The following is a 22,672-nucleotide window of genomic DNA, read 5'->3' on the forward strand; positions in this document are numbered from 1 at the left end:
GGGGCGAAGCGCGACGGCGCCTCGGATCAGGCGCCGGCGGCGCCGTCCTGGTCGGCCTTCATGGCGAGGCGCAGGGCCTTGGGGATTGGCCGGGCGCGGCCGCTCGACACGAAGGCGACCCGCACGGTCGCCTCGACCAGGAGGACGTCGTCGCGCGTCACCGTCTGGGCCAGCGTGATCGAGGCGCCCTTCACCTCGACCGGGGTCGTCGTCACCACCACGACGTCGTCCATGCGGGCGGGCTTGCGGTAGTCGATGGCGAGCGAGCGCACCACGAAGGCGAAGCCCGGCGCCTCGCGCGCCGTCTCCTCGAACAGCGCCCGCTGGTCGGCGCCCAGCAGACGCAGATAGTTGGTCCGCCCGCGCTCCAGGAAGCGCAGGTAGTTGGCGTAGTAGACGACGCCGGAGAAGTCGGTGTCCTCGTAATAGATGCGCACCGCCAGCTGGTGGCGGCCGTCGCGAATCTCGCCGTCGAGACCCGCCGGAACAGGATCGGTCATGCAGTCACGTCCGTCGGTGCGGCGCGCTCGGGCGGCGCCGGTCACCGCTCGTGTAGAGCATTTTCCGGCGCGACGGGACCCGCTCGCGGGCTGGACGTCGCCCGTCAGGCCCGCGCCTCCTTGACCACCGCATCGAGGCGCTCGCGCAGCTCCTCCGGCCCGTCGTGATACCAGACGCTGCCGACGAGGGCGCGGAAGCGTGCGTCGGCGCGCGCCTCCCGCTCGACCCGGGCGATGGTGTCGGGGCCGATCAGGTCTTCCAGCAGGCCGGCGGCGAGCAGCGACAGCACCGCCGGGTGCGTCTCGATCGCCAGCACGGCGAGCACCAGATCGAGCGCCCGGTCGGGCCGCTGCTCCAGCAGCTCGCGCTCGAAGTCGACGAGCGCGTGCCAGTTGGCGTCGCGATCCTTCTCGGGCTTGACGTGCTGCTCGACCCAGGCGCGGGCGAGCGCATCGAGCGGCAGCGCCGCGAAATCGATCCGCAGCGCGGGGGTGTCGCGCGCCACCTCGTCGACCCGCCAGGCGCCCTCGTCGGCGAGGCGGGCGAGGCGCAGCTTCAGCTCGCGGCTCGGCGCCCACCAGTGGACGGCACCCAACAGCCAGCGCAGCCGCGGATGGGCGGCGGCCTCGGCCTCCAGCCGGTCGATCAGCCGGGGCGACTGATTGTAGATCAGCGCACTCATGAACTTCTCGGCGAGCTGCATCTTGACGCGCAGCTCGGCCTCGGAGGCGAGCACGGCGAGCACCATGTCGAGGGCACGGTCGGCCGCGTCGTGGGGCAGATGGTCGAAGTAGAGGGTGGCGGCCCAGTCGGCATCGGTCTGGTCGCGCAGCCCGAGGCCCTGGAGGCGACACCACAGAGCCGCCAGCTCCGGCACCGGCATCGCCTCGTAGAGCGCGTCGTCGGCCCCGCCACGGCCAGCCGCTGGAATCGGCATGGTGGCCCAGTGCTTGGCGTCGTCGATGAAGCTCATGCACCACCCCCGTGTGGCGGGCGCACTGCCGGCGCCCTTCCGTCCAGGGGTTAGTCGCCGTGTTCGTGAAAGAGGTTCGACGCCACCGAGGCGTTACTAATTCCGATTAAATATCAGTACGGTATGAATCGGTTGTTGCTATCCTGCGCGGGCCAAAGGCGGTGACGGACGAGGAACCTCGGTGTCCCACGCGGTCGCCGCCTCGATCCACGAGGCGATCGCCTCCTGCACGTTCCGGAGCGCCTCCTCGGGCGTTTCACCGTCCGACATGCATCCGGGAAGGTCGGGCACGGTCGCGATATAGCCGCCGCCGTCCGTCTCGGCGAGCCGTTCGATCCGAACCGCGTATTCGAGCGTCATCAGGACATTCCTCCGGACGCCATCACGGGGCGTCCGGATCGGAGAACAGGCCGAATTGGGCGGGGTCGCGGGCCGGCTCGGCGAGGCCGAGATGCCGGAAGGCGTGGCCGGTGAGCAGGCGTCCGCGCGGGGTGCGCTGGATGAAGCCGCACTGGATCAGGTAGGGCTCGACGATCTCCTCCAGCGCATCACGCGGCTCCGACAGCGCCGCCGCGATGGTCTCGATGCCGACCGGGCCGCCGCCGTAGTTGAGCGCGATCACCGTGAGGTAGCGGCGATCCATGGCGTCGAGCCCCGAGGCGTCGACCTCCAGCGCCTGGAGGGCGCGGTCGGCGACCGGGCGGTCGACGGTCGCGGCCCCCTCGTACTCGGCGAAGTCGCGCACCCGGCGCAGCAGGCGGCCGGCGATGCGCGGGGTGCCGCGGGCGCGCCGGGCGATCTCGTTGGCGCCGTCCGGGGTCATGGGCAGGCCGAGCACGCGGGCGCCGCGGGCGACGATCCGCTCCAGCTCCGCCTCGGTGTAGAAGGCGAGCCGCACCGGGATGCCGAAGCGGTCACGCAGCGGATTGGTGAGGAGGCCCGCCCGGGTGGTGGCGCCGACCAGGGTGAATTTCGCCAGATCGATCTTCACAGAGCGCGCCGCCGGCCCCTCGCCGATGATCAGGTCGAGCTGGAAGTCCTCCATGGCCGGATAGAGGATCTCCTCGACCGCCGGGTTGAGCCGGTGGATCTCGTCGATGAACAGGACGTCGCGCTCCTCCAGATTGGTCAGCAACGCGGCGAGATCGCCGGCCTTGGCGATCACCGGGCCGGAGGTGGAGCGGAAGCCGACGCCGAGCTCGCGGGCGACGATCTGGGCGAGCGTCGTTTTGCCGAGCCCGGGCGGGCCGACGAACAGCACGTGGTCGAGCGCCTCTTGTCGCGCCCGCGCCGCGCCGATGAACACCGAGAGGTTTTTCCGCGCCTGCGCCTGGCCGACGAACTCGTCGAGCTTCTGCGGACGCAAGCTCGTCTCGACTGCGTCCTCGTCGCGGCGCTCGGCGGAGACGAGACGGCGGGGGGGAGCCGTCATGGCAGCGCGCTTCCGGAGTTGCCATCACGTCTCCCCGCAGGCGGGGAGAGGTCGACGCGCGAAGCGCGTGGGGTGAGGGGGCGTTTCGACAGGAACTCGAGCCGCCCCTCACCCCGGCGCGCCGATGCGCGCCTGCCCTCTCCCCGCGAGCGGGGAGAGGGAGTCCGAGCGCCGTGCCTCGTCGTCGTTCTCACAAGCCCGTCCCGCGGCTGTACTTGTTGGGCAGCAGATCGCGGACCGGCACCACCATCGGGCCGTCCTCGCCCATGATGATCACCCGCGCCTCCGGATCGTAGTCGGAGATCAGCTCGCGGCAGATGCCGCAGGGCGACACGATGCGGATCGACTGGTCGGGCTCGTGCGGGCGCGGATGACGCACCGCCACGATGGTGTCGATGCCGATCTCGCCGAGATCGGTGACCAGCTTGCCGATGGCGACGCCCTCGGCGCACACGCCCATGCGGCCCACATAGGCGTCGAGATTGACCCCGGTGACGATCTGGCCGGAGCGGCTGCGCAGCGCCGCGCCGACCTCCTGCCAGTCGTTGCGGTAGCGGCGGCGGATCGCCTCGCAGGCGGCGTCGACCAGCTCCCGGTCACGGACACTCAGCATCTCCGGCGTCCTCGCATCCATCACGCGGCATCCGTCATCTGGCGAGCTCCTTCAGCCCCAGCCGGATCAGCTTGGCGGCATCGGCGCCGTCGCCGGCGCTCTTCACGGCGGCAGCGACCGCGGCGGCGGCCTGCGGCTGGCCGTAGCCGAGATTGACCAGCGCCGACACGGCGTCGGCCACCGCCTGCGGGGCTCGCCGGTCCTCGACCGCGCCCGACAGCCGCGCCACCGCCGGATCGATGTCCGCATAGGCGGGCGCCTTGTCCTTCAGCTCGGTGACGATGCGCTCGGCGACCTTGGGGCCGACGCCGGGGGCGCGCGCCACCATGGCCTTGTCGCGCAGGGCGACCGCATTGGCGAGATCGGCGGGCGGCAGGGTCGAGAGCACCGCGAGCGCCACCTTGGTGCCCACCCCCTGGACGGTCTGCAACAGGCGGAACCATTCGCGCTCGACATCGGACTGGAAGCCGAACAGGCGGATCTGATCCTCCCGCACATGGGTCTCGATCGAGAGCGTCGCAAGCTCGCCCACCGCCGGCAGCGCCTGGAGGGTGCGGGTCGAGCAGTGGACCACATAGCCGACGCCGTGGACGTCGATGACGACGCAGTCCTCGCCGTAGGAGTCGACCACGCCCTTGAGCTTGCCGATCATGGGGGAGCGCCTGTCGAATGCGGCGGCGCGGAGACCCGGTCTCCGACCCGTTCGGGATCGCGGAGGGGACGGCTCATGCTCCGGCCACCTTGGCGAGCGTCGCGCGCAGAACCGCGCTGGTGCGGTGATGGGCGTGGCAGACCGCGATGGCGAGCGCATCGGCGGCGTCGTGGGTGTCGGGCGCCGCCTTCGGCAGCAGGACCTGGACCATCATGCGGATCTGCGCCTTGTCGCCCTGGCCGGTCCCCACCACGGTCTTCTTGATCAGGGTCGGCGCATATTCGGCGACCGCCAGGCCGGCGAGTGCCGGCACCAGCAGGGCGACACCGCGCGCCTGGCCGAGCTTGAGGGTGGCGGCGGCATCCTTGTTGACGAAGGTCGCCTCCACGGCCGCCTCGGCCGGCGCGTAGGTCTCGACCACGCGGGTGAGACCGGCGTGGATCGCCACCAGCCGCTCGCCCAGCGGCGCCCGGTCGTCGCTCGCCACCGCGCCACAGGCCACGAAGCCGAGGCGGTTGCCGTCGACGTCGATGACGCCCCAGCCGGTGCGGCGAAGCCCGGGGTCGATCCCCAGAATGCGAATCGTGGCACGCATGGGCCAGTTCTAATGCCAGGCCGCGCCGAAAGCGACCGCCGCCCGGCAGCGTCCCCGGGCGACACCCGGACCGGGGACCGCCGGCTGCGGCCAGCCGCCCTCGCCGGCCCCGCGCCGAATCGGGTACTGGTGCGGGTCGCCATGCGACCGCCCGGAGGACACCATGGCCCTGATCGAAACCGCGCGGGATGGCCTGATCGGCACCATCGTGCTCGACCATGCGGCCAAGCGCAACGCGCTGTCGAGCGAGCTGATCGGCGAGATCTGCGCCGCGCTCGCGATGTTTCGCGTCGAAAATCTGCGCGCCGTGGTGATCCGGGCGCGGCCCGGCGTCAAGGTTTGGTCGGCCGGCTTCAACATCGCCGAGCTGCCCGAGGGCCATCGCGACCCGCTCGGCTGGGACGACCCGGTGCGCCATCTGGTGCGCGAGATCGCCCGGTTCCCGATGCCGGTGATCGCCATGGTGGAGGGCGGCGTGTGGGGCGGCGCCTGCGAGGTGGTGCTGGCCTGCGACATCATCGTGATCGCCCCGACGGCGAGCTTCGCCATCACGCCGGCCAAGCTGAGCGTGCCCTACAACATCTCCGGCATGCTCACCTTCCTCAACGCGGCGCCCGCCTGCACGGTGCGCGAGATGGCATTCACGGCCAAGCCGGTCGACGCCGCCCGCGCGTTCGATCTCGGCATGGTCAACCACCTCGTTCCGATCGAGGAGCTGGAGAGCGTCACCTACGGGATCGCCCGCGACATCGTCGCCAACGCGCCGCTCGCGGTGTCGGTGATGAAGGAGCAGCTCCGCATCCTCGAAGCCGCCCACCCGGTCAGCCCGGAGGGCTTCGAACGGTTGCAGGGGCTGCGCCGCGTCGTCTACGACAGCCGCGACTACCAGGAGGGACTGCGCGCCTTCAAGGAGAAGCGCAAGCCGCGGTTCGAGGGGATGTGAGAGTCACGACCGCGGCGCAATCGATGCGATTGCGCGGCTTCGCGTCGGACAGGGTCCGGGCTCACGTCCCCATCTTGGCCATCGCGGCCTCGGAGACCTCGAAGTTGGCGTAGACGTGCTGCACGTCGTCGTGCTCCTCCAGGCTCTCGATCAGCTTGAACAGCTTCTCGGCCTGCTCGTCGTCGACCGCCACCGAGTTCTGCGGCTTCCACACCAGCGCGGCCTTCCTGGGCTCGCCGAACGTCTGCTCCAGCGCCTTGGCGACCTCCCGGTAGGTCTCCTGAGAGGCGTAGATCTCGTGGCCGTCCTGGTCGGAGGCGACGTCGTCGGCGCCGGCCTCGATGGCCGCCTCCAGCATGGCGTCGGCGGAGGCCACGTCGGGACCGAACTCGATCACCCCGACGCGATCGAACATGAACGACACCGCCCCGGTCTCGGCCAGGTTGCCGCCCGACTTGGTGAAGTAGGAGCGCACGTCGGAGGCGGTGCGGTTGCGGTTGTCGGTCAGCACCTCGACGATGACGGCGACGCCGCCCGGGCCGTAGCCCTCGTAGCGCATCTCGTCATAGGTCTCGGCGTCGTTGCCGGCCGCCTTCTTGATGGCGCGCTCGATATTGTCCTTCGGCATGTTCTCGGCGCGGGCCGCGATGATGGCGGCGCGCAGGCGCGGGTTCATGGCCGGATCGGGGGTGCCGAGCTTGGCCGCCACCGTGATCTCGCGGGCCAGCTTGCCGAACAGCTTGGACTTCATCGCGTCCTGCCGGCCCTTGCGATGCATGATGTTCTTGAATTGCGAATGTCCGGCCATGGGCTGGTCCTGTCGGGCTCGGTCGGGTCTGCGGGCACACACCGCAACTGCCGGCGGTGGCGCGTCGACCTCTCGGGATCTCGTTGAGACGCCTCTTATAACGAGGTGCGGCGGGAGATTCCACACCCACCGCGGGGACGCAAGGGCGGGCCGCGTCCCGCCGGTCCGGATGGAAACGCCCTCCGGAGAGGGTGGCCGGCGGAGCGACCGGGCACGACCGGCCGGCCGGATCAGCTCCAGAAGGCGGGGACGGCCGGCTCCAGCACGCCGCCGATCCGCACCGCCGCCACCCGGACGGCGAGGCCGGTGCGGTCGTCGGTCTCCACCGCCAGGCCGCACAGGGTGGCGGGTCCCGCGGCCGGCTCGAAACGGCTGCCCGGAATGCGGCGCAGGAAGCGGTTGAGCGGCTCGTCCTTGGCCATGCCGATCACCGAATTGTAGTCGCCCGTCATCCCGACATCGCTCTGGAAGGCGGTGCCGTGCGGCAGGATCTGATGATCGGCGGTCGGCGCATGGGTGTGGGTGCCGACCACCAGGCTCGCCTTGCCGTCGAGAAAGTGGCCCATGGCCTGCTTCTCGCTCGTCGTCTCGGCGTGGAAGTCCACCACGACGGCATCGGCGGCATCGCGCAGCGGGCAGGCGGCGAGCTCGCGCTCCACCGCCGCGAAGGGATCGTCGAGCGGCTCCATGAACACCCGCCCCATGGCGTTGGTGACCAGCACCCGCGCGCCGTTGCGGGCCTCCAGCAGCGCGGCACCGCGCCCCGGCGTGCCGGGCGGATAGTTGACCGGCCGCACCAGCCGCTCGGCCCGGTCGATGAACACCAGCGCCTCGCGCTGGTCCCACGAGTGGTTGCCGAGCGTGACGGCGTCGGCGCCGGCGGCCAGCAGGTCGTGATAGATCAGCTCGGTGATGCCGAAGCCGCCGGCGGCGTTCTCGCCGTTGACCACCACGAAGTCGAGTGACCAGTCCCCGATCAGCCCGGGCAGCCGCTCCAGCACGATGCTGCGGCCGCTGCGGCCGACGACGTCGCCGATGAAGAGAATTCGCACGCACCCGCCCCCGAACGAGCTAACGACAATCGATCACCTCGGACTCGGTTAGCACGAGATCGAGCCGCGCGTCCCAGGCCGTCGCCGGAACGCGAGCGATCTCCTGCGCCGCGAAGGCGAGCCCGACGGCGACCACCGGGCGCGTCGCCCGCAGCGTCGCGAGGGTGCGGTCGTAGTGGCCGGCCCCATAGCCGATGCGGTGGCCGGTGCGGTCGAAGCAGGCGAGCGGCACCAAGAGGATGTCGGGCACCACCACGGGGGCCTCGGCGGCCGGCTCCAGGAGGCCGAACGGGGCCGACACCAGCGGCACGCCGGGCGCCCAAGCCCGAAACATCAGCGGGGCGTCACGGCCGACCACCACGGGCAGCGCCAGCGCGCAGCCGTGCTCGACGAAGCTCCGCATCAGCGGCGCCGGATCGATCTCGCTGCGGATCGCCATGTAGCCCGCCACCACCGCGCCCGCCGTGACCGGCACCGGCAGCGGCCGTGCCGCGATCGCCGCGGCCGCCGCCACCCGCACATCGGCCGGCAACGCATCGCGGCGAGCGAGCGTGGCGCGCCGCAGCGCGTCCTTGTCGGAGTGATCGGAAGGAGCGGGATCGGAGGGGATGGTCATCGGCCGGCACGGCTCCGGTGCGGGGCGTCGGCCGCGCCCCAGCGCGCCGCCGCCGGGCCGACGGTTCCATCGGCGAACGGCCGGCAACCGGCCGGGCGAGAGATCGAGCGAGAGAGAAGCGCGGAGCCGCCTGAGCCGTTGGAGTGCACGATCCCGGGTTCCCTACCATGGTAGGTGGGCGCCATATGTCCGGGTCCACGGACCCGGTCAGGGACAGCTCCCGTCAGGATCGATAAGGCCCCGGGGATTAAAGACCCCTGACGAACCCCGCAGCCCCGCAGTCTCGATGTAACCATTCCGTCGTCGTTCCGCCACCCATGATGCGCGGACGAATGGGCGTCATGCGGGCCCGATGGCGGCCCGGCCGGCCGCCGTCCCGGCGTCACGGCCGGGGTCGCCGGCATCAGCCGGCCGGCACGTCGTGGCCGTCGGCCGCGAGGTTGAGGCTGCGGGTCACCCGCTCGATCCGCTCGGCCGCCGAATCGAGCGCCGCCGCGATCGCCGCCGTGGTGGCCTGGCTGCGCTCGCCGGCGGCCTTGCGGTCCTGCTGCAAGCGCGCCAGCTCGTCCTCGAACTGGCGGACCCGCTGCGACACCTCGGACAGCTCGTCGGCGATCAGCAGCGCCGCCATCACGGTCAGCCGCATGTCGCCGATCTCGCCGAAATTGGTGCGCAGCCGGGTGATGCGCTGGTCGAGGTCGTGCGCCAGCCGGGCCAGATGGTGCTCCTGCCCGTCGTCGCAGGCCATGCGGTACTGCCGGCCGTTGATGGTCACGCTCACATGAGGCATCGCCGCCGACTGCTCCGTCCCCTTCCGACGTCATCGTTCCGACGCACGTCCCGACGCCGCGGTGCCGCTCGCGTCGCGCCATCCTCACCCGGCGCCGCCGGGTGTCTCCGCCGCGCCCGCCAGCACGGTCCGCACCGTGGCGATGGCCTGATCGAGCCGGTCCGCCACCTCCCGGTTCACGGTGTCGAGCCGCTCGGCCCGCGCTGCCTCGCGATCGAGCGCATCGGCGAGCCGCGCCCGGTCGAGCCCGATGGTGTGGACCTGGTCGGCCAGCGCGCCGCGGCCACGCTCCAGCTCGCGCCGGCGCTCGACCGCCTCCTCCAGAGCCGCGAGCGCCCGTTGAAGCCGGGTGCTGGCCGCCTCGACGGCGGCCGAGTCGGCTCGTCCCATCTCGGATTTGGCCATCTCGGGCTTTGCCACGTCGGATCTCGCTACCTCGGACCCTGTCGCCTCGGACCTCGCCTCGGACATGGCCCCTCGCTCGTCCCCGTTCCGACTGTCCCGTGCGACGATCCCGCTCCGACAACCCGACACGGCGCCGAAACCCTGTGGCGGCAGGGACATGGGCGCCGGAGCTTACGGTCTTTCGCAGCATCGCGTCAATGCGCCGGCGGCCGCCTCCGGCGATCCGGCGCCGCGTTGACAGCCGATCCCCACATGCCTATCAGGTCCGGGACAGCCTCGCGCGACGAGGCTCTCGGCCGCTCCGTCCCGACGTCCGCCCGTCCCCCGACATGTCGTCAGGCTCCCTCAGGCGCACCACGGCGGACGCCGCCCCTCGGCATTTGACCCAGGAGGCCGATCATTTCTCCGCTCGCCCACCCCGAACACGACCGGATGGCGAATGCCGTCCGGGCGCTCGCCATGGATGCCGTCGAGAAGGCCAAGTCGGGCCATCCCGGCCTTCCCATGGGAGCGGCCGACATCGCCACCGTGCTGTTCGGCCGGGTGCTGAAGTTCGATCCCGCCGATCCGCACTGGTTCGACCGCGACCGCTTCGTGCTGTCGGCCGGGCACGGCTCGATGCTGCTCTACGCGCTCCTGCACCTGACCGGCTTTCCGCAGATGACGATGGCCGAGATCGAGCGGTTCCGGCAGCTCGGCTCGCGCACCCCCGGCCACCCCGAAGCCGAGATGACCGAGGGGGTGGAGACCACCACGGGGCCGCTCGGCCAGGGCATCGCCACCGCGGTCGGCATGGCGATCGCCGAGCGCCATCTCGCCGCGACCTTCGGGTCGGACCTCGTCGACCACCGCACCTATGTGCTGGCCTCCGACGGCGACCTGATGGAGGGCATCAGCCAGGAGGCGATCGCGCTCGCCGGCCACCTGAAGCTGTCGAAGCTGATCGTGCTGTTCGACGACAACGGCATCTCGATCGACGGCCCGCTGCGGCTCGCCGACTCGGTCGACCAGGTGAAGCGCTTCGAGGCGTGCGGCTGGGCCGCCTGCCGGGTCGACGGGCACGACCCCGCCGCGATCCTGGCCGCTATCGAGGCGGCGCAGCAGAGCGACCGGCCGAGCCTGATCGCCTGCAAGACCACCATCGCGTTCGGGGCGCCCACCAAGGCCGGCTCGGAGAAGTCGCACGGCGCGCCGCTCGGACCCGAGGAGATCGCCGGCGCCCGCCGGGCGCTCGGCTGGACGGCGCCGCCCTTCGTGATCCCGGACGACGTCCTGGCCGCCTGGCGGGCCGCGGGGGCCCGCTCGCGGGAGGCGCGCGCCGCCTGGCAGGCGCGGCTCGCGGCACGGACGGCGGAGGAGCGCGCCGAGTTCGAGCGCCGGGCCGCCGGCCTCGTCCCGGCCGAGCGGCTCGATGCCGCCCTCGCCGCCATCAAGCAGCGCCTCGCGGCCGATCCCAAGGACCGCGCCACCCGGGCCTCCTCGGAGTTCGCGCTGGAGACCCTGGTGCCGGCGCTGCCGGAGCTGATCGGCGGCTCGGCCGACCTCACCGGCTCCAACAACACCCGGCCCAAGGGCATGCCGGCCTTCTCGCCCGAGACCCCGGCCGGCCGCTTCATCCATTACGGCATCCGCGAGCACGGCATGGCGGCGGCCATGAACGGCATGGCGCTGCACGGCGGCATTGTTCCGTACTCCGGAACCTTCCTGGTGTTCTCGGACTATTGCCGGCCGTCGATCCGCCTCGCCGCCCTGATGGGCCGCCGCGTCGTGCATGTGATGACGCATGACTCCATCGGCCTCGGCGAAGACGGCCCGACGCACCAGCCGGTCGAGCACCTGGCGGCGCTGCGGGCGATCCCGAACCTGATGGTGTTCCGCCCCTGCGACGCGGTGGAGACCGCCGAATGCTGGGCGCTGGCGCTCGCCGCCGCGCACCGGCCGAGCGTGCTGGCGCTGTCGCGCCAGAACCTGCCGCAGCTCCGCGACGCGACGGCGCCCGGCAACGCCTGCGCCGGGGGCGCCTACGAGCTGCTGCCGGCCGAGGGGGGCGACGCGCAGGTGTCGCTGTTCGCCTCCGGCTCGGAGGTGGCGATCGCGGCGGCGGCGCGCCGGCTGCTGGCCGAGCGCGGCATTGCGGCGCGCGTCGTCTCGGTGCCCTGCTTCGAACTGTTCTTTGACGCGCCGCAGGAAAGGCGGCAGGCTGTGCTGGGCACCGCACCCGTTCGGGTGGCGGTCGAGGCGGCGATCCGCCAGGGGTGGGACGCGATCGTCGGGTCCGACGCGGCTTTCGTCGGGATGACCGGCTTCGGCGCCAGTGCCCCCGCCCCGGACCTCTATCGCCACTTCGGCATCACGCCGGAGCGGGTGGCCGAGATTGCCGCGGAGCGACTCCGCCAGGGATAGGCTTCGCACGGTGTGGACGGCGCACGGTATGGACGACGCAGGATAGACTGCGCGACGTGTAACAGAACCGCCAGGCGGATCGGATAGATCCGATCTCCATCAAGGCGGACGAGATCGAATTCGGATCGACAGGACGCGCAGCCCGCCGGGCTGCGCCGGTGGGCATGGAAGGGAGACGAGCATGGCTGTTCGGGTGGCAATCAATGGTTTCGGTCGGATCGGGCGGAACGTCCTGCGGGCTGCCGCGGAAGCGGGCCGCAAGGACATCGAGTTCGTGGCGATCAACGATCTGGCGCCGGTCGAGACCAACGCGCACTTGCTGCGCTTCGACTCCGTGCACGGGCGCTACCCGGGGGACGTGAAGGTCGAGGGCGACTCCATCGACGTCGGCCACGGCAAGATCAAGGTGACGGCGCAGCGCGACCCGACCCAGTTGCCGTGGAAGGAGCTCGGCGTCGACGTGGTGATGGAGTGCACCGGCATCTTCACCGCCAAGGACAAGGCCAAGGTGCATCTCGATGCCGGCGCCAAGCGGGTGCTGGTCTCGGCCCCGTCGGACGGCGCCGACCTGACGGTGGTCTACGGCGTCAACCACGACAAGCTGACCAAGGACCACCTGGTCGTCTCCAACGCCTCCTGCACCACCAACTGCCTCGGCCCGGTCGCCAAGGTCCTCAACGATGCCATCGGCATCGACAAGGGCTTCATGACCACCATCCACTCCTACACCAACGATCAGCCGTCGCTCGATCAGGTCCACAAGGACCTCTACCGCGCCCGCGCCGCCGCGCTGTCGATGATCCCGACCTCCACCGGCGCCGCCAAGGCGGTCGGCCTGGTGCTGCCCGAGCTGAAGGGCAAGCTGGACGGCGTCGCCATCCGGGTGCCGACCCCCAACGTCTCGGTCGTCGACTTCAAGTTCGTCGCCAAGCGCGCGACCTCGAAGGAGGAGATCAACGAGGCGATCAAGCGCGCCGCCGAGCAGGAGCTGAAGGGCATTCTCGGCTACACGGTGCAGCCGAACGTGTCGTCCGACTTCAACCACGATCCGCACTCCTCGGTGTTCCACATGGACCAGACCAAGGTCATGGACGGCACGCTGGTGCGGGTGATGTCGTGGTACGACAACGAGTGGGGCTTCTCCAACCGGATGCTCGACACCACCATCGCGATGGCGAAGCTGATCTGATCACGATGGCCCGCATGCCGGACGGCAGCACTCAGCGGATGTGCGGCACGCCGCCGCGTCCGCCGTGTGCCGTCCGGTCGCATCGCGCCGCCGGCGCAGCGCCGAGCCGCATCGAAGGGCCGCATCGAACGAGACAACGGGGACGGCGCGCGCCGTCCCCGTTCCGTTTCCGGCGGCCGGCAGCGCCCGCCATCACCCGGGACGGCCGCGCCGTCGTCATCCCCGACGGCCGTATCCCTGACGGCCGTGCCGTCGTCCGCCCCATTGTCCGGCTGAGGATTTCATGACCGCATTCCGCACCCTCGACCAGGCCGACGTGAAGGACAAGCGCGTCCTCGTCCGCCTCGATCTCAACGTGCCCACCGAGAACGGCAAGGTCACCGACGTCACCCGCATCGAGCGGGCGGCGCCGACCATCACCGAGCTCGCCGACAAGGGCGCCAAGGTGATCCTGCTGTCGCATTTCGGCCGCCCCAAGGGCGGTCCCGATCCCAAGTACTCGCTCGCCCCGGTGGCGCAGGCGGTCGGCGAGGTGATCGGCCGGCCGGTCGGCTTCGCGGCGGACTGCATCGGCGCCGTCGCCGAGCAGGCGGTCGCCGCCATGAAGCCGGGCGACGTGCTGTGCCTGGAGAACACCCGCTTCCACAAGGAAGAGGAGAAGAACGACCCGGCCTTCGTGAAACAGCTGGCGCAGCTCGGCGACGTCTGGGTCAACGACGCCTTCTCGGCGGCGCACCGCGCCCACGCCTCGACCGAAGGGCTCGGCCATGTGCTCCCGGCCTATGCGGGCCGCAGCATGCAGGCGGAGCTGGAGGCGCTGACCAAGGCGCTGGAGCAGCCCAAGCGGCCGGTCGCCGCGGTGGTCGGCGGCGCCAAGGTGTCGGGCAAGCTCGATCTGCTCGGCAATCTGCTCGACAAGGTCGACGTGCTGATCATCGGCGGCGGCATGGCCAACACGTTCCTGGCCGCGCAGGGCCACCCGGTCGGCAAGTCGCTGTGCGAGCCCGATCTGATCCCGACCGCCAACGACATCCTCGCCAAGGCGACGGCGAGCGGAAAGCAGATCCTGCTGCCGGTGGACGCGGTGGTGGCCGAGACGTTCGCGGCCAACGCCCCGTCGCGGGTGGCCGGCCTCGACGATGTCGGCCCGAACGAGATGATTCTCGACATCGGCCCGCGCTCGGTCGAGCACGTCGTGTCGGAGCTGGAGCGGCTGAAGACGGTGCTGTGGAACGGCCCGTTCGGCGCCTTCGAGCTGACCCCGTTCGACACCGGCACCGTGACGGTGGCGGAGGCGGCGGCGGAGCTGACGGCGGCCGGCAAGCTGGTCACCGTGGCGGGCGGCGGCGACACCGTGGCGGCGCTCAATCACGCCGGCGCGGCGGATCGATTCACCTACATCTCGACGGCCGGCGGTGCCTTCCTCGAATGGCTCGAGGGCAAGGCCCTGCCGGGCGTCGACATTCTCAAGACGAAGTGACGGGAGACGACGATGGCCAGAATCACACTCAGGCAGCTCCTCGACCACGCGGCCGAGCACGACTACGGCGTGCCTGCCTTCAACATCAACAACATGGAGCAGGCGCTGGCGATCATGGAGGCGGCCAGCGCGGTCGACGCTCCGGTGATCATCCAGGCGTCGCGCGGCGCCCGCTCCTACGCCAACGACATCATGCTCAAGCACATGATGGATGCGGTGACCGAGATCTACCCGCACATCCCGGTGTGCGTGCATCTCGATCACGGCAACGGCCCGGCCACCTGCATGACCGCCATCCAGGCCGGCTTCACCTCGGTGATGATGGACGGCTCGCTCAAGGAGGACGGCAAGACGCCAGGTGACTGGGCCTATAACGTCGGCGTCACCAAGAAGGTCGTCGACATGGCGCATCTCGGCGGCATCTCGGTCGAGGGCGAGCTGGGCGTGCTCGGCTCGCTGGAGACCGGCATGGGCGACAAGGAGGACGGCCACGGCGCCGAGGGCAAGCTCAGCCACGACCAGCTCCTCACCAATCCGCAGGAGGCGCTGAAGTTCGTCGTCGAGACCAAGGTGGACGCGCTGGCGATCGCCATGGGCACCTCGCACGGCGCCTACAAATTCACCCGCAAGCCGGACGGCGACATCCTCGCGATGCATGTGATCGAGGAGATCCACCGCCTGCTGCCCAACACCCATCTGGTGATGCACGGCTCCTCGTCGGTGCCGCAGGATCTCCAGGACATCATCAACCAGTACGGCGGCCAGATGAAGCCGACCTGGGGCGTGCCGGTCGAGGAGATCCAGCGCGGCATCAAGAATGGCGTGCGCAAGATCAACATCGACACCGACAACCGGATGGCGATGACCGGCCAGATCCGCAAGGTGCTCACCGAGCACCCGAGCGAGTTCGATCCGCGCAAGTACCTGAAGCCCGCCATGGAGGCGATGACCAAGCTGTGCAAGCAGCGCCTCCAGGAGTTCAACACCGCCGGCCAGGCGTCGAAGATCAAGCGGGTGGTGCCGGTGGCCGAGATGGCCAAGCTGTACGCCGCCGGCAAGCTCGACCCGGTGGTCGGCCACGCCGCCGCGGCGGAGTGATCCGGGACGCGGAAGCTGCCTTCTCCCGCTTGCGGGGGGAGGCCGCGCAATGGTCGAGCCCGCGCATGACGCTCTCGGGCATGGCGCGCGATGTGTGCATTGCTTGGGGATAGATGCATCGCTCGGAGCGGAATCCCATCCAACGGGATCGGACTCCGCTCCAGAAGTCCTTGCGTGATCGCATTTTCGACGGCGAACCGAAGTCGACGTCGTCGAAGAATGCTCCAGCCGCACGCGCGGAGAGAGCCGGCCGCGATCCGCGGCAGCGCCGCGCTGATCCATGGCCGAGTAAAGACCATTCCGGTTCCGCAATCCGGCGGGGTCTGCTCGGCCCCGCTTTTGCCCCGATCGCCCCGCAATCCCGAGCACCATGCCGGACCCTGACCGCCAGCGCCTCTATCTCGTGATGCCCGTCGCGTCGCCCGCCGCCACCGCGGCGCGCCTCGATGCGGCGCTCGCCGCCGAGGTCGACGTCGCCGCCGTGCTGCTGCGCCTGACGGCGCACCCGGCCGAGCGCGACGCCATCAACGCCGTCAAGGCGATCGCCCCGGTGGCCCAGCGCCGCGGCATCGCGGTGCTGGTCGAGGACCGGCCCGAGATCGTCGCCCGGGGCGGCGCCGACGGCGCCCATCTGTCCGGCGAGGCCGCCCTGCGGGCGGCGCTGCCGGCCCTCCGGCCGGCCCTGATCGCCGGCGCCGGCGCCCTGCGGACCCGCCACGACGCCATGGAGGCGGCCGAGGCGGGGGCCGACTACGTGATGTTCGGCGAGCCCGGCGCCGACGGCCGGCCGCCCCCGTTCGAGGTCACCGTCGAGCGGGTCGGCTGGTGGGCCGAGGTGTTCGAGACGCCCTGCGTCGGCTTTGCCCCGACGCTCGACGACATCGCCGCACTCGCGGCGGCCGGAGCCGACTTCGTCGCCGTGCCGGACAGCGTGCTGGACGGCGCCGGCGATCCCGCCGCGGTGCTGCGCGACGCCGTCCGGCGCCTGGCCGCCGCCGCGGAGACGGCGCCGTGACGGCGCGCCGCCGGATCGCCGGCCACACCCCGGCTGCGGCGCTCGTGGCCGGCCTCCTGCTGGCGACGATGGCGCCGCTCGCGGCCCAGCAGCCCGCCACCCCCGCGCCTGGCCCGGCGCCTTCACGGCCGGCCGCGTCCCCGCCGAAGCCCACGGCCCCGGCCGCCAAGCCCCCCGCCGGCGCTCCCGCCAAGCCGGCCACCGGCGCGGCCGCACCGGCCCGCCCCGGCGGGGCGGAGCCCGACGTCGCCTTCGGGGCATTCCAGCGCGGCTACTTTCTCACCGCCTTTCACGAGGCCACCAAGCGGGTCGAGGCCGGCGACGTCCGCGCCATGACGCTCCTGGGCGAGCTCTATGCGGCCGGGCTCGGCGTCCCGCAGAACGACCAGAAGGCGGCCGAGTGGTATGCGTTCGCGGCCGGCCGCGGCGACCGCGAGGCGATGTTCGCGCTCGCGATGTTCCGGCTCGGCGGCCGCGCCGGCCCCAAGGACCTGGGCGAGGCCGCCCGGCTGCTCGCCGCCGCCGCCAAGCTCGGCCATGCGGCCGCCGCCTATGATCTCGGCTTGTTCTATGTCGAGGGCCAGCTCTTCCCGCAGGACCTGGGCCGGGCCGCCGAGCTGTTCCGCACCGCCGCGGCGGCCGGCAGCGCCGAGGCCCAGTACGCCCTGGCGGTGCTCCACAAGGAGGGCCGCGGGGTGCCGCAGAACCCGGCCGAGGCCGCCCGCCTGCTGGAGCGCGCCGCCGTCGCCGGCATCGTCGACGCCCAGGTCGAGTACGCCATCGCGCTGTTCAACGGCACCGGCGTGACGAAGGACGAGGCCCGCGCCGCCATCTGGTTCCGCCGCGCCGCGATGCGCGGCAACGCCGTCGCCCAGAACCGCCTGGCTCGCCTGCTCAGCGCCGGCCGCGGCCTCACCGCCGATCCGGTGGAGGCGGTGAAGTGGCACCTGGTCGCCAAGGCGGGCGGCGCCGGCGACCCGTTCATGGAAGACTACGCCCAGAAGCAGACCCCCGAGGTGCGCCAGAACGCCGAGAAGGCCGCCCAGGGCTGGCTCGAGATGCTGCGGCAGTCGCGGTCGTGAGGGGCGCGCGCGGCACCGGGGTGGATCGCCGGGCCGCCAGCGTGTAAGACCCGGACCGAGCTTCCGAACCCGTCCCGTCCGCCCGTCGGCACGGGCATTCGAACGATCACCGACCGAAGGCGTGGATGGCCGGCGCGATGCCCGGCCCTGCCGCGTGTGGAAACGATGCTTCACTCCGCTCTGCTCAACGTCATGGTGGGCGCCGCCCGCAAGGCCGGCCGCGCCCTGAAACGCGATTTCGGCGAGGTGGAGCACCTCCAGGTGTCCCTCAAGGGACCGGCCAACTTCGTCACCGCGGCGGACCGCAAGGCCGAGGAGACCCTCAAGGCCGAGCTGATGCGGGCGCGCCCCGGCTACGGCTTTCTCGGCGAGGAGGGCGGCCTCCAGGCCGGCAGCGACGCCTCCCACACCTGGATCGTCGACCCGCTCGACGGCACCACCAACTTCCTGCACGGCATTCCGCAGTTCGCCATCTCGATCGCGCTGGAGCGCGAAGGCACCATCGTGGCCGGGGTGGTCTACAACCCGGCCAACGACGAGCTGTTCGTCGCCGAGCGCGGCAAGGGCGCCTTCATGGACGGCCAGCGCCTGCGGGTGGCCGGCCGCCGCCGTCTCGCCGACGCGGTGATCGCCTGCGGGCTGCCGCATCTCGGCCGCGGCGACCTCGCCCTGTTCCGCAAGGAGTTCGCGGTAGTGCAGGAGAAGGTGGCGGGGCTGCGCCGGTTCGGTGCCGCCTCGCTGGATCTCGCCTGGGTGGCGGCCGGCCGCTTCGACGCCTTCTGGGAGCGCGACCTGTCGCCGTGGGACATGGCGGCCGGCATCCTGATGATCCGAGAGGCGGGCGGCTTCGTCAGCGACTGCGATGGCGGCGACGCCATGCTGGCGCGGCGCAGCATCGTCGGCGGCAACGAGACCATGCAGCGCGAGATCGTCGGCTTGCTCAAGGCCGCCGGCCGATCCTGACGGGCGGCCGGCCGCGGCCGGTCCCGATCGCCGGTGCATCACCCGGCCCGGCCGTGATGCGGCGCGTTAAACTCACGGCGCGGGTGTGCCATAGTGGGACCGACCCGATCCGGCGGAATCACCATGGCCAAGTCCGAGCGCGACATCGATCCGTTCAAGGTCTCCTCGCCCCGCATCTACCTGTTCAGGATGCTGGTCTTCCTGGTGCTCGGCGCCCTCCTGGTGGTGGTGCTGCACCGGCCGATCTGGTCGGCCTTCCTGGCCAATCCGGGCCTCAACGGGCTGATCGTCGGAGTGCTGCTGATCGGCGTCGTTCTCGCCTTCCGCCAGGTGGTGCGGCTGTTCCCCGAGGTCGCCTGGGTCAACGGCTTCCGCCTCGCCGATCCGGGCCTGGCGGTCGAGCGGCCGCCCTCGCTGCTCGCCCCGATGGCGGCGATCCTGGGCGAGCGGACCGGCGCCGGCGGCATCGCGCTGTCGACCCAGACGATGCGCAGCATCCTCGATTCGCTCGCCATGCGGCTCGACGAGGCGCGCGACACCGCCCGCTACATGACCGGCCTCCTGGTCTTCCTCGGCCTGCTCGGCACCTTCTGGGGCCTGATCGAGACGGTCGGCTCGGTCGGCAAGGTGATCGAGGGGCTCAAGGTCGGCGGCGACGCCTCCGCCATGTTCGACGCCCTCAAGGAGGGCCTGGCGGCGCCGCTCGGCGGCATGGGGATCTCGTTCTCGTCGTCGCTGTTCGGCCTCGCCGGCTCGCTGGTGCTCGGCTTCCTCGATCTCCAGGCGAGCCAGGCCCAGAACCGCTTCTACACCGAGGTGGAGGACTGGCTGTCGACCTCGGTGCGTGAGCTCGGCGGCGTCGCCGGGTCGGCGGGCGGCGCCGCCGTGCAGGCCGCCATGGGCGGCGAGATGCGGGCCGCCCTCGACCGCCTTCAGGACGCCATCGCAGAGGCCGGCGCCAACAAGGCCGCGACCCATGCGATGGCCAATCTCGCCGAGGGCATCCAGGCGCTGGTCCAGCACATGCGCCAAGAGCAGCAGATCATCCGCGACTGGGTCGAGGCGCAGGCCGAGCAGCAGGCCGAGGTGCAGCGGCTGCTCCAGGTGCTCGCCCGCCAGCGCGAGAAGACCTGACGGAAAGCCCCCGCCATGGCGCTCTCCCGCTTCCGCCGCGACCGCACCATCGACTACTGGCCGGGCTTCGTCGACGCCCTGTCGACGCTGCTGCTCGGCATCATCTTCCTGCTCACCGTGTTCGTGGTGGTGCAGTTCTTCCTGTCCCAGGAGGTCGCCGGCAAGGACACGGCGTTGCAGCGGCTCAACGCCCAGATCGCCCAGCTCACCGACCTTCTGTCGCTGGAGAAGAGCGGCAAGGCCGGGCTCGAGCAGGAGATCGCGCGCCTCACCGCCAGCCTCGCGGGTGCCGAGAGCGAGCGCGACCGGCTGCGCGCCGGCGGTTCCGGCCCCGGCGCCCAGGACCAGCTTGGCGCCGCCCAGGGCCGCATCTCGGAGCTGTCCGGCGCCCTCGATCTGGAGAAGCGGGCGACCGCCCGGGCGCTCGCCCAGGTCGAGCTGCTGAATCAGCAGATCGCCGCGCTGCGGCGCCAGCTCGGTGCTCTAGAGCAGGCGCTCGACGCCTCCGACAAGAAGGACAAGGACGCCCAGGCCCGCATCGCCGATCTGGGCCAGCGCCTCAACGTGGCGCTGGCGCAGCGCGTGCAGGAGCTGTCGCGTTACCGCTCCGACTTCTTCGGCCGGCTGCGGGCAATCCTCGGCAACCGGCCGGACGTGCGCATCGTCGGCGACCGCTTCGTGTTCCAGGCCGAGGTGTTCTTCGACTCGGGCCAGGCGGCGCTGCGCCCGGAGGGCCGGATCGAGCTGGACAAGCTCGCCGCAGCGCTGGCCGACCTGGAGAAGCAGATCCCGCCGGAGATCCCGTGGGTGATGCGGGTCGACGGCCACACCGACATCCGGCCGATCGCCAGCCCGCAGTTCCCCAACAACTGGGCGCTGTCGGCGGCGCGCGCCATCTCGGTGGTCCAGTATCTGATCGGCAAGGGCGTCTCGCCGCAGCGGCTGGTGGCCGCCGGCTTCGGCGAGTTCCAGCCGCTCGATCCGGACCGCACCGAGGAGGCGTTCCAGCGCAACCGCCGTCTCGAGCTGAAGCTGACCGAGCGATGACCACGACCGAACCCGACCCCGAAGTCACCGCCGCGATCGCGGCCGGGGATGAACCTTCCGCCAGGCCCCAGGTGCGCCCCTACGAGCGCAGCGACGAGGAGGCGGTGATCGAGCTGTGGCGGCGCACCTGGCAGACCGCCTATCCGCGCCACGACTTCGCGGCGCGCGTCGCCTGGTGGCGCGAGCGCTGGCGCACCGAGCTGGTGCCGATGGCGGCCGTCGTGGTGGTGGAGGTGAAGGGCGAGATCCTCGGCTTCGTCACCATCGAGGAGAGCGGCTATCTCGACCAGATCGTGGTGGCGCCGGAGGCGTGGGGCACGGAGGTCGCCATCCTGCTGCTCGACGAGGCCAAGCGCATCGCGCCCACCGGCATCGCGCTGCACGTCAACAAAGACAATGCGCGCGCCATCCGCTTCTACGAGAAGCAGGGCTTCTTCATCGGCGGCGAGGACGTCAACCCGCGCTCGCAGTCGCCGGTGTTCATGATGTGCTGGCGGCCGTAGGGCACCCACGCCGGCTTGCCGGGCAAGTCGGATTTGCACGACGGACCGTGGGCTCCGATCGGTCTGCCGGGGGACGCAAGCATCGGCTCGTGATGTCTCGGCGCCGTGCCTGCTCGTCAGGATGCCCCGATCGGGGCACGCATGCTGCGTGGCGGCCCTCCGATCCGCCGCCTGCGAGTCGGGCGCGGCGGGCCAGCCCCAGATGCTGCGACGAGTCGCGCACCAGACGCGCGGACCTGGGCGGATTGTCGTGATCGCGGCGTGCCCTCGCTGCCGCGCTCGGCCGTACGCCGAGCCTGCAACGTCGGCACTCGAAAACCGTCGCGCGCAGAGGGAAGGGGGCGCGGGAGCACTGCATGTCGCGGCCCGACAATGAAAAAAGCCCGCTCTGACGAGCGGGCTTTTCGAAGTCGTTGTCGTGAAGAGGAACGCTCTTGGCAGGCCTGGCAGCGACCTACTCTTCCAAGTCTTGAGACTTAGTACCATCGGCGCTGGGGAGTTTTACGGCCGAGTTCGAGATGGGATCGGGTACAGGCCCCCCGCTGGAACCACCAGGCCGGCCAAGAACGGTGAAGCAAGCTGTATCCTGCGCGAGCACCCCACGATGGGGACGCCGGCGCAGTCGGTCTTTCGTCGATCACTGCTGCACGCCGCCTCTGTCGAGGCAGACGGGCATTGAGTAATGAGAGCGATCAAGCCAATCGAGCGATTAGTACTGGTAAGCTCAACGCATTGCTGCGCTTACACATCCAGCCTATCAACGTGGTCGTCTTCCACGGCTCTCGAGGGAGATCTCGTTTTGAGGTGGGTTTCCCGCTTAGATGCCTTCAGCGGTTATCCCGTCCGTACGTAGCTACGCTGCACTGCGGCTGGCGCCACAACAGCTCCACCAGAGGTACGTCCATCCCGGTCCTCTCGTACTAGGGACAGATCCTCTCAAATCTCCGACACCCACGGCAGATAGGGACCGAACTGTCTCACGACGTTCTGAACCCAGCTCACGTACCACTTTAATCGGCGAACAGCCGAACCCTTGGGACCTGCTCCAGCCCCAGGATGTGATGAGCCGACATCGAGGTGCCAAACGACGCCGTCGATATGGACTCTTGGGCGTCATCAGCCTGTTATCCCCAGAGTACCTTTTATCCGTTGAGCGATGGCCCATCCACACGGGACCACCGGATCACTATGACCGACTTTCGTCTCTGCTCGACTTGTAGGTCTCGCAGTCAGGCAGGCTTATGCCATTGCACTCAACGAGCGATTTCCGACCGCTCTGAGCCCACCATCGCGCGCCTCCGTTACTCTTTGGGAGGCGACCGCCCCAGTCAAACTGCCCACCATGCACTGTCCCGGCCCCGGATGACGGGACGCGGTT

Annotated in this window: 23 protein-coding genes, 2 rRNA genes and 1 other RNA gene (1 of these 26 running past the window's edge); 11 read left to right on the top strand and 15 right to left on the bottom strand. The window is 70.8% G+C overall.

Annotation, left to right across the window (positions count from 1 at the left end):
- Window positions 1–26: 26 nt before the first annotated feature.
- The 7 genes from ybgC to ruvC all read right to left on the bottom strand — a co-directional run bounded on the left by ybgC (window position 27) and on the right by ruvC (window position 4,766).
- Window positions 27–500, bottom strand: coding sequence for a tol-pal system-associated acyl-CoA thioesterase (gene ybgC / locus ACFQUV_RS10845; RefSeq protein ID WP_129611366.1), 474 nt, complete (start codon window positions 498–500; stop codon window positions 27–29).
- Between the two features lie 104 nt (window positions 501–604).
- Window positions 605–1,474, bottom strand: coding sequence for a DUF6869 domain-containing protein (locus ACFQUV_RS10850; protein ID WP_129611367.1), 870 nt, complete (start codon window positions 1,472–1,474; stop codon window positions 605–607).
- 138 nt (window positions 1,475–1,612) lie between these two features.
- Window positions 1,613–1,834, bottom strand: a complete 222-nt coding sequence (locus ACFQUV_RS10855) for a type II toxin-antitoxin system HicB family antitoxin (protein ID WP_129611368.1) — start codon at window positions 1,832–1,834, stop codon at window positions 1,613–1,615.
- 22 nt (window positions 1,835–1,856) lie between these two features.
- Window positions 1,857–2,906: a Holliday junction branch migration DNA helicase RuvB gene (gene ruvB, locus ACFQUV_RS10860; RefSeq protein WP_129611369.1), complete on the bottom strand. Its 1,050-nt coding sequence runs from the start codon at window positions 2,904–2,906 to the stop codon at window positions 1,857–1,859.
- A 190-nt stretch (window positions 2,907–3,096) separates the two neighbouring features.
- On the bottom strand, window positions 3,097–3,519 hold the full coding sequence (locus tag ACFQUV_RS10865; RefSeq protein WP_129611370.1) for a cytidine deaminase: 423 nt from the start codon (window positions 3,517–3,519) through the stop codon (window positions 3,097–3,099).
- Between the two features lie 34 nt (window positions 3,520–3,553).
- Window positions 3,554–4,171 (bottom strand): Holliday junction branch migration protein RuvA, encoded by a 618-nt coding sequence (gene ruvA, locus ACFQUV_RS10870; protein ID WP_129611371.1) that lies wholly within the window; start codon window positions 4,169–4,171, stop codon window positions 3,554–3,556.
- A gap of 73 nt (window positions 4,172–4,244) precedes the next feature.
- Window positions 4,245–4,766, bottom strand: a complete 522-nt coding sequence (ruvC, locus tag ACFQUV_RS10875) for a crossover junction endodeoxyribonuclease RuvC (RefSeq protein WP_129611372.1) — start codon at window positions 4,764–4,766, stop codon at window positions 4,245–4,247.
- 163 nt (window positions 4,767–4,929) lie between these two features.
- On the opposite strand from ruvC, the gene scpB reads away from it, so the two are divergent.
- On the top strand, window positions 4,930–5,709 hold the full coding sequence (gene scpB, locus ACFQUV_RS10880; protein WP_129611373.1) for a methylmalonyl-CoA decarboxylase: 780 nt from the start codon (window positions 4,930–4,932) through the stop codon (window positions 5,707–5,709).
- Between the two features lie 61 nt (window positions 5,710–5,770).
- Here scpB and ACFQUV_RS10885 read toward each other — a convergent pair whose 3' ends face one another.
- The 6 genes from ACFQUV_RS10885 to ACFQUV_RS10910 form a co-directional block, all read right to left on the bottom strand.
- Window positions 5,771–6,517, bottom strand: a complete 747-nt coding sequence (locus tag ACFQUV_RS10885; RefSeq protein ID WP_111385798.1) for a YebC/PmpR family DNA-binding transcriptional regulator — start codon at window positions 6,515–6,517, stop codon at window positions 5,771–5,773.
- Between the two features lie 230 nt (window positions 6,518–6,747).
- Window positions 6,748–7,569, bottom strand: a complete 822-nt coding sequence (locus tag ACFQUV_RS10890) for a TIGR00282 family metallophosphoesterase (protein ID WP_111385797.1) — start codon at window positions 7,567–7,569, stop codon at window positions 6,748–6,750.
- Window positions 7,570–7,588: 19 nt separating this feature from the next.
- Window positions 7,589–8,185 carry a 5-formyltetrahydrofolate cyclo-ligase gene (locus ACFQUV_RS10895; RefSeq protein ID WP_129611374.1) on the bottom strand — a complete coding sequence of 199 codons (597 nt, stop codon included), beginning with the start codon at window positions 8,183–8,185 and terminating at the stop codon, window positions 7,589–7,591.
- A gap of 119 nt (window positions 8,186–8,304) precedes the next feature.
- Window positions 8,305–8,464, bottom strand: a non-coding RNA gene (ssrS, locus tag ACFQUV_RS10900) — 6S RNA.
- A gap of 124 nt (window positions 8,465–8,588) precedes the next feature.
- A complete protein-coding gene (locus ACFQUV_RS10905) occupies window positions 8,589–8,975 on the bottom strand; it encodes a cell division protein ZapA (RefSeq protein WP_111385795.1) in 387 nt (128 codons plus the stop codon).
- A gap of 84 nt (window positions 8,976–9,059) precedes the next feature.
- Window positions 9,060–9,380, bottom strand: coding sequence for a DUF4164 family protein (locus ACFQUV_RS10910; RefSeq protein ID WP_207211603.1), 321 nt, complete (start codon window positions 9,378–9,380; stop codon window positions 9,060–9,062).
- A 399-nt stretch (window positions 9,381–9,779) separates the two neighbouring features.
- Here ACFQUV_RS10910 and tkt point away from each other — a divergent pair, with 399 nt between their 5' ends.
- The 10 genes from tkt (at window position 9,780) to ACFQUV_RS10960 (ending at window position 21,294) form a co-directional block, all read left to right on the top strand.
- Window positions 9,780–11,783, top strand: coding sequence for a transketolase (tkt, locus tag ACFQUV_RS10915; protein ID WP_371851748.1), 2,004 nt, complete (start codon window positions 9,780–9,782; stop codon window positions 11,781–11,783).
- A 181-nt stretch (window positions 11,784–11,964) separates the two neighbouring features.
- Window positions 11,965–12,972, top strand: coding sequence for a type I glyceraldehyde-3-phosphate dehydrogenase (gene gap, locus ACFQUV_RS10920; protein WP_111385792.1), 1,008 nt, complete (start codon window positions 11,965–11,967; stop codon window positions 12,970–12,972).
- Window positions 12,973–13,255: 283 nt separating this feature from the next.
- On the top strand, window positions 13,256–14,452 hold the full coding sequence (locus ACFQUV_RS10925) for a phosphoglycerate kinase (protein ID WP_129611376.1): 1,197 nt from the start codon (window positions 13,256–13,258) through the stop codon (window positions 14,450–14,452).
- Window positions 14,453–14,464: 12 nt separating this feature from the next.
- The gene (gene fba / locus ACFQUV_RS10930) at window positions 14,465–15,550 is read left to right on the top strand and encodes a class II fructose-bisphosphate aldolase (RefSeq protein ID WP_111385790.1); all 1,086 of its coding nucleotides are present in this window, start codon (window positions 14,465–14,467) and stop codon (window positions 15,548–15,550) included.
- Between the two features lie 370 nt (window positions 15,551–15,920).
- Window positions 15,921–16,565 carry a thiamine phosphate synthase gene (locus ACFQUV_RS10935; RefSeq protein ID WP_129611377.1) on the top strand — a complete coding sequence of 215 codons (645 nt, stop codon included), beginning with the start codon at window positions 15,921–15,923 and terminating at the stop codon, window positions 16,563–16,565.
- Window positions 16,562–17,647 carry a tetratricopeptide repeat protein gene (locus ACFQUV_RS10940; protein WP_378394802.1) on the top strand — a complete coding sequence of 362 codons (1,086 nt, stop codon included), beginning with the start codon at window positions 16,562–16,564 and terminating at the stop codon, window positions 17,645–17,647. Before ACFQUV_RS10935 ends, ACFQUV_RS10940 begins: the two co-directional genes overlap by 4 nt.
- A gap of 165 nt (window positions 17,648–17,812) precedes the next feature.
- The gene (locus ACFQUV_RS10945) at window positions 17,813–18,610 is read left to right on the top strand and encodes an inositol monophosphatase family protein (RefSeq protein WP_129608740.1); all 798 of its coding nucleotides are present in this window, start codon (window positions 17,813–17,815) and stop codon (window positions 18,608–18,610) included.
- Between the two features lie 123 nt (window positions 18,611–18,733).
- The gene (locus ACFQUV_RS10950) at window positions 18,734–19,744 is read left to right on the top strand and encodes a flagellar motor protein MotA (RefSeq protein WP_129608739.1); all 1,011 of its coding nucleotides are present in this window, start codon (window positions 18,734–18,736) and stop codon (window positions 19,742–19,744) included.
- Window positions 19,745–19,759: 15 nt separating this feature from the next.
- On the top strand, window positions 19,760–20,791 hold the full coding sequence (locus tag ACFQUV_RS10955; protein WP_129608738.1) for a peptidoglycan -binding protein: 1,032 nt from the start codon (window positions 19,760–19,762) through the stop codon (window positions 20,789–20,791).
- Window positions 20,788–21,294 carry a GNAT family N-acetyltransferase gene (locus ACFQUV_RS10960; RefSeq protein WP_129608737.1) on the top strand — a complete coding sequence of 169 codons (507 nt, stop codon included), beginning with the start codon at window positions 20,788–20,790 and terminating at the stop codon, window positions 21,292–21,294. Before ACFQUV_RS10955 ends, ACFQUV_RS10960 begins: the two co-directional genes overlap by 4 nt.
- Window positions 21,295–21,735: 441 nt before the next feature.
- Here the strand turns inward: ACFQUV_RS10960 and rrf are convergent.
- Together rrf and ACFQUV_RS10970 are read right to left on the bottom strand one after the other, a co-directional pair.
- A 5S ribosomal RNA gene (gene rrf / locus ACFQUV_RS10965) occupies window positions 21,736–21,850 on the bottom strand.
- A gap of 132 nt (window positions 21,851–21,982) precedes the next feature.
- A 23S ribosomal RNA gene (locus ACFQUV_RS10970) occupies window positions 21,983–22,672 on the bottom strand; it runs 2,123 nt beyond the window's last position.

The sequence above is a fragment of the Rhodoplanes sp. P11 genome, assembly GCF_964266735.1.
GTDB lineage: Bacteria > Pseudomonadota > Alphaproteobacteria > Rhizobiales > Xanthobacteraceae > Rhodoplanes > Rhodoplanes serenus.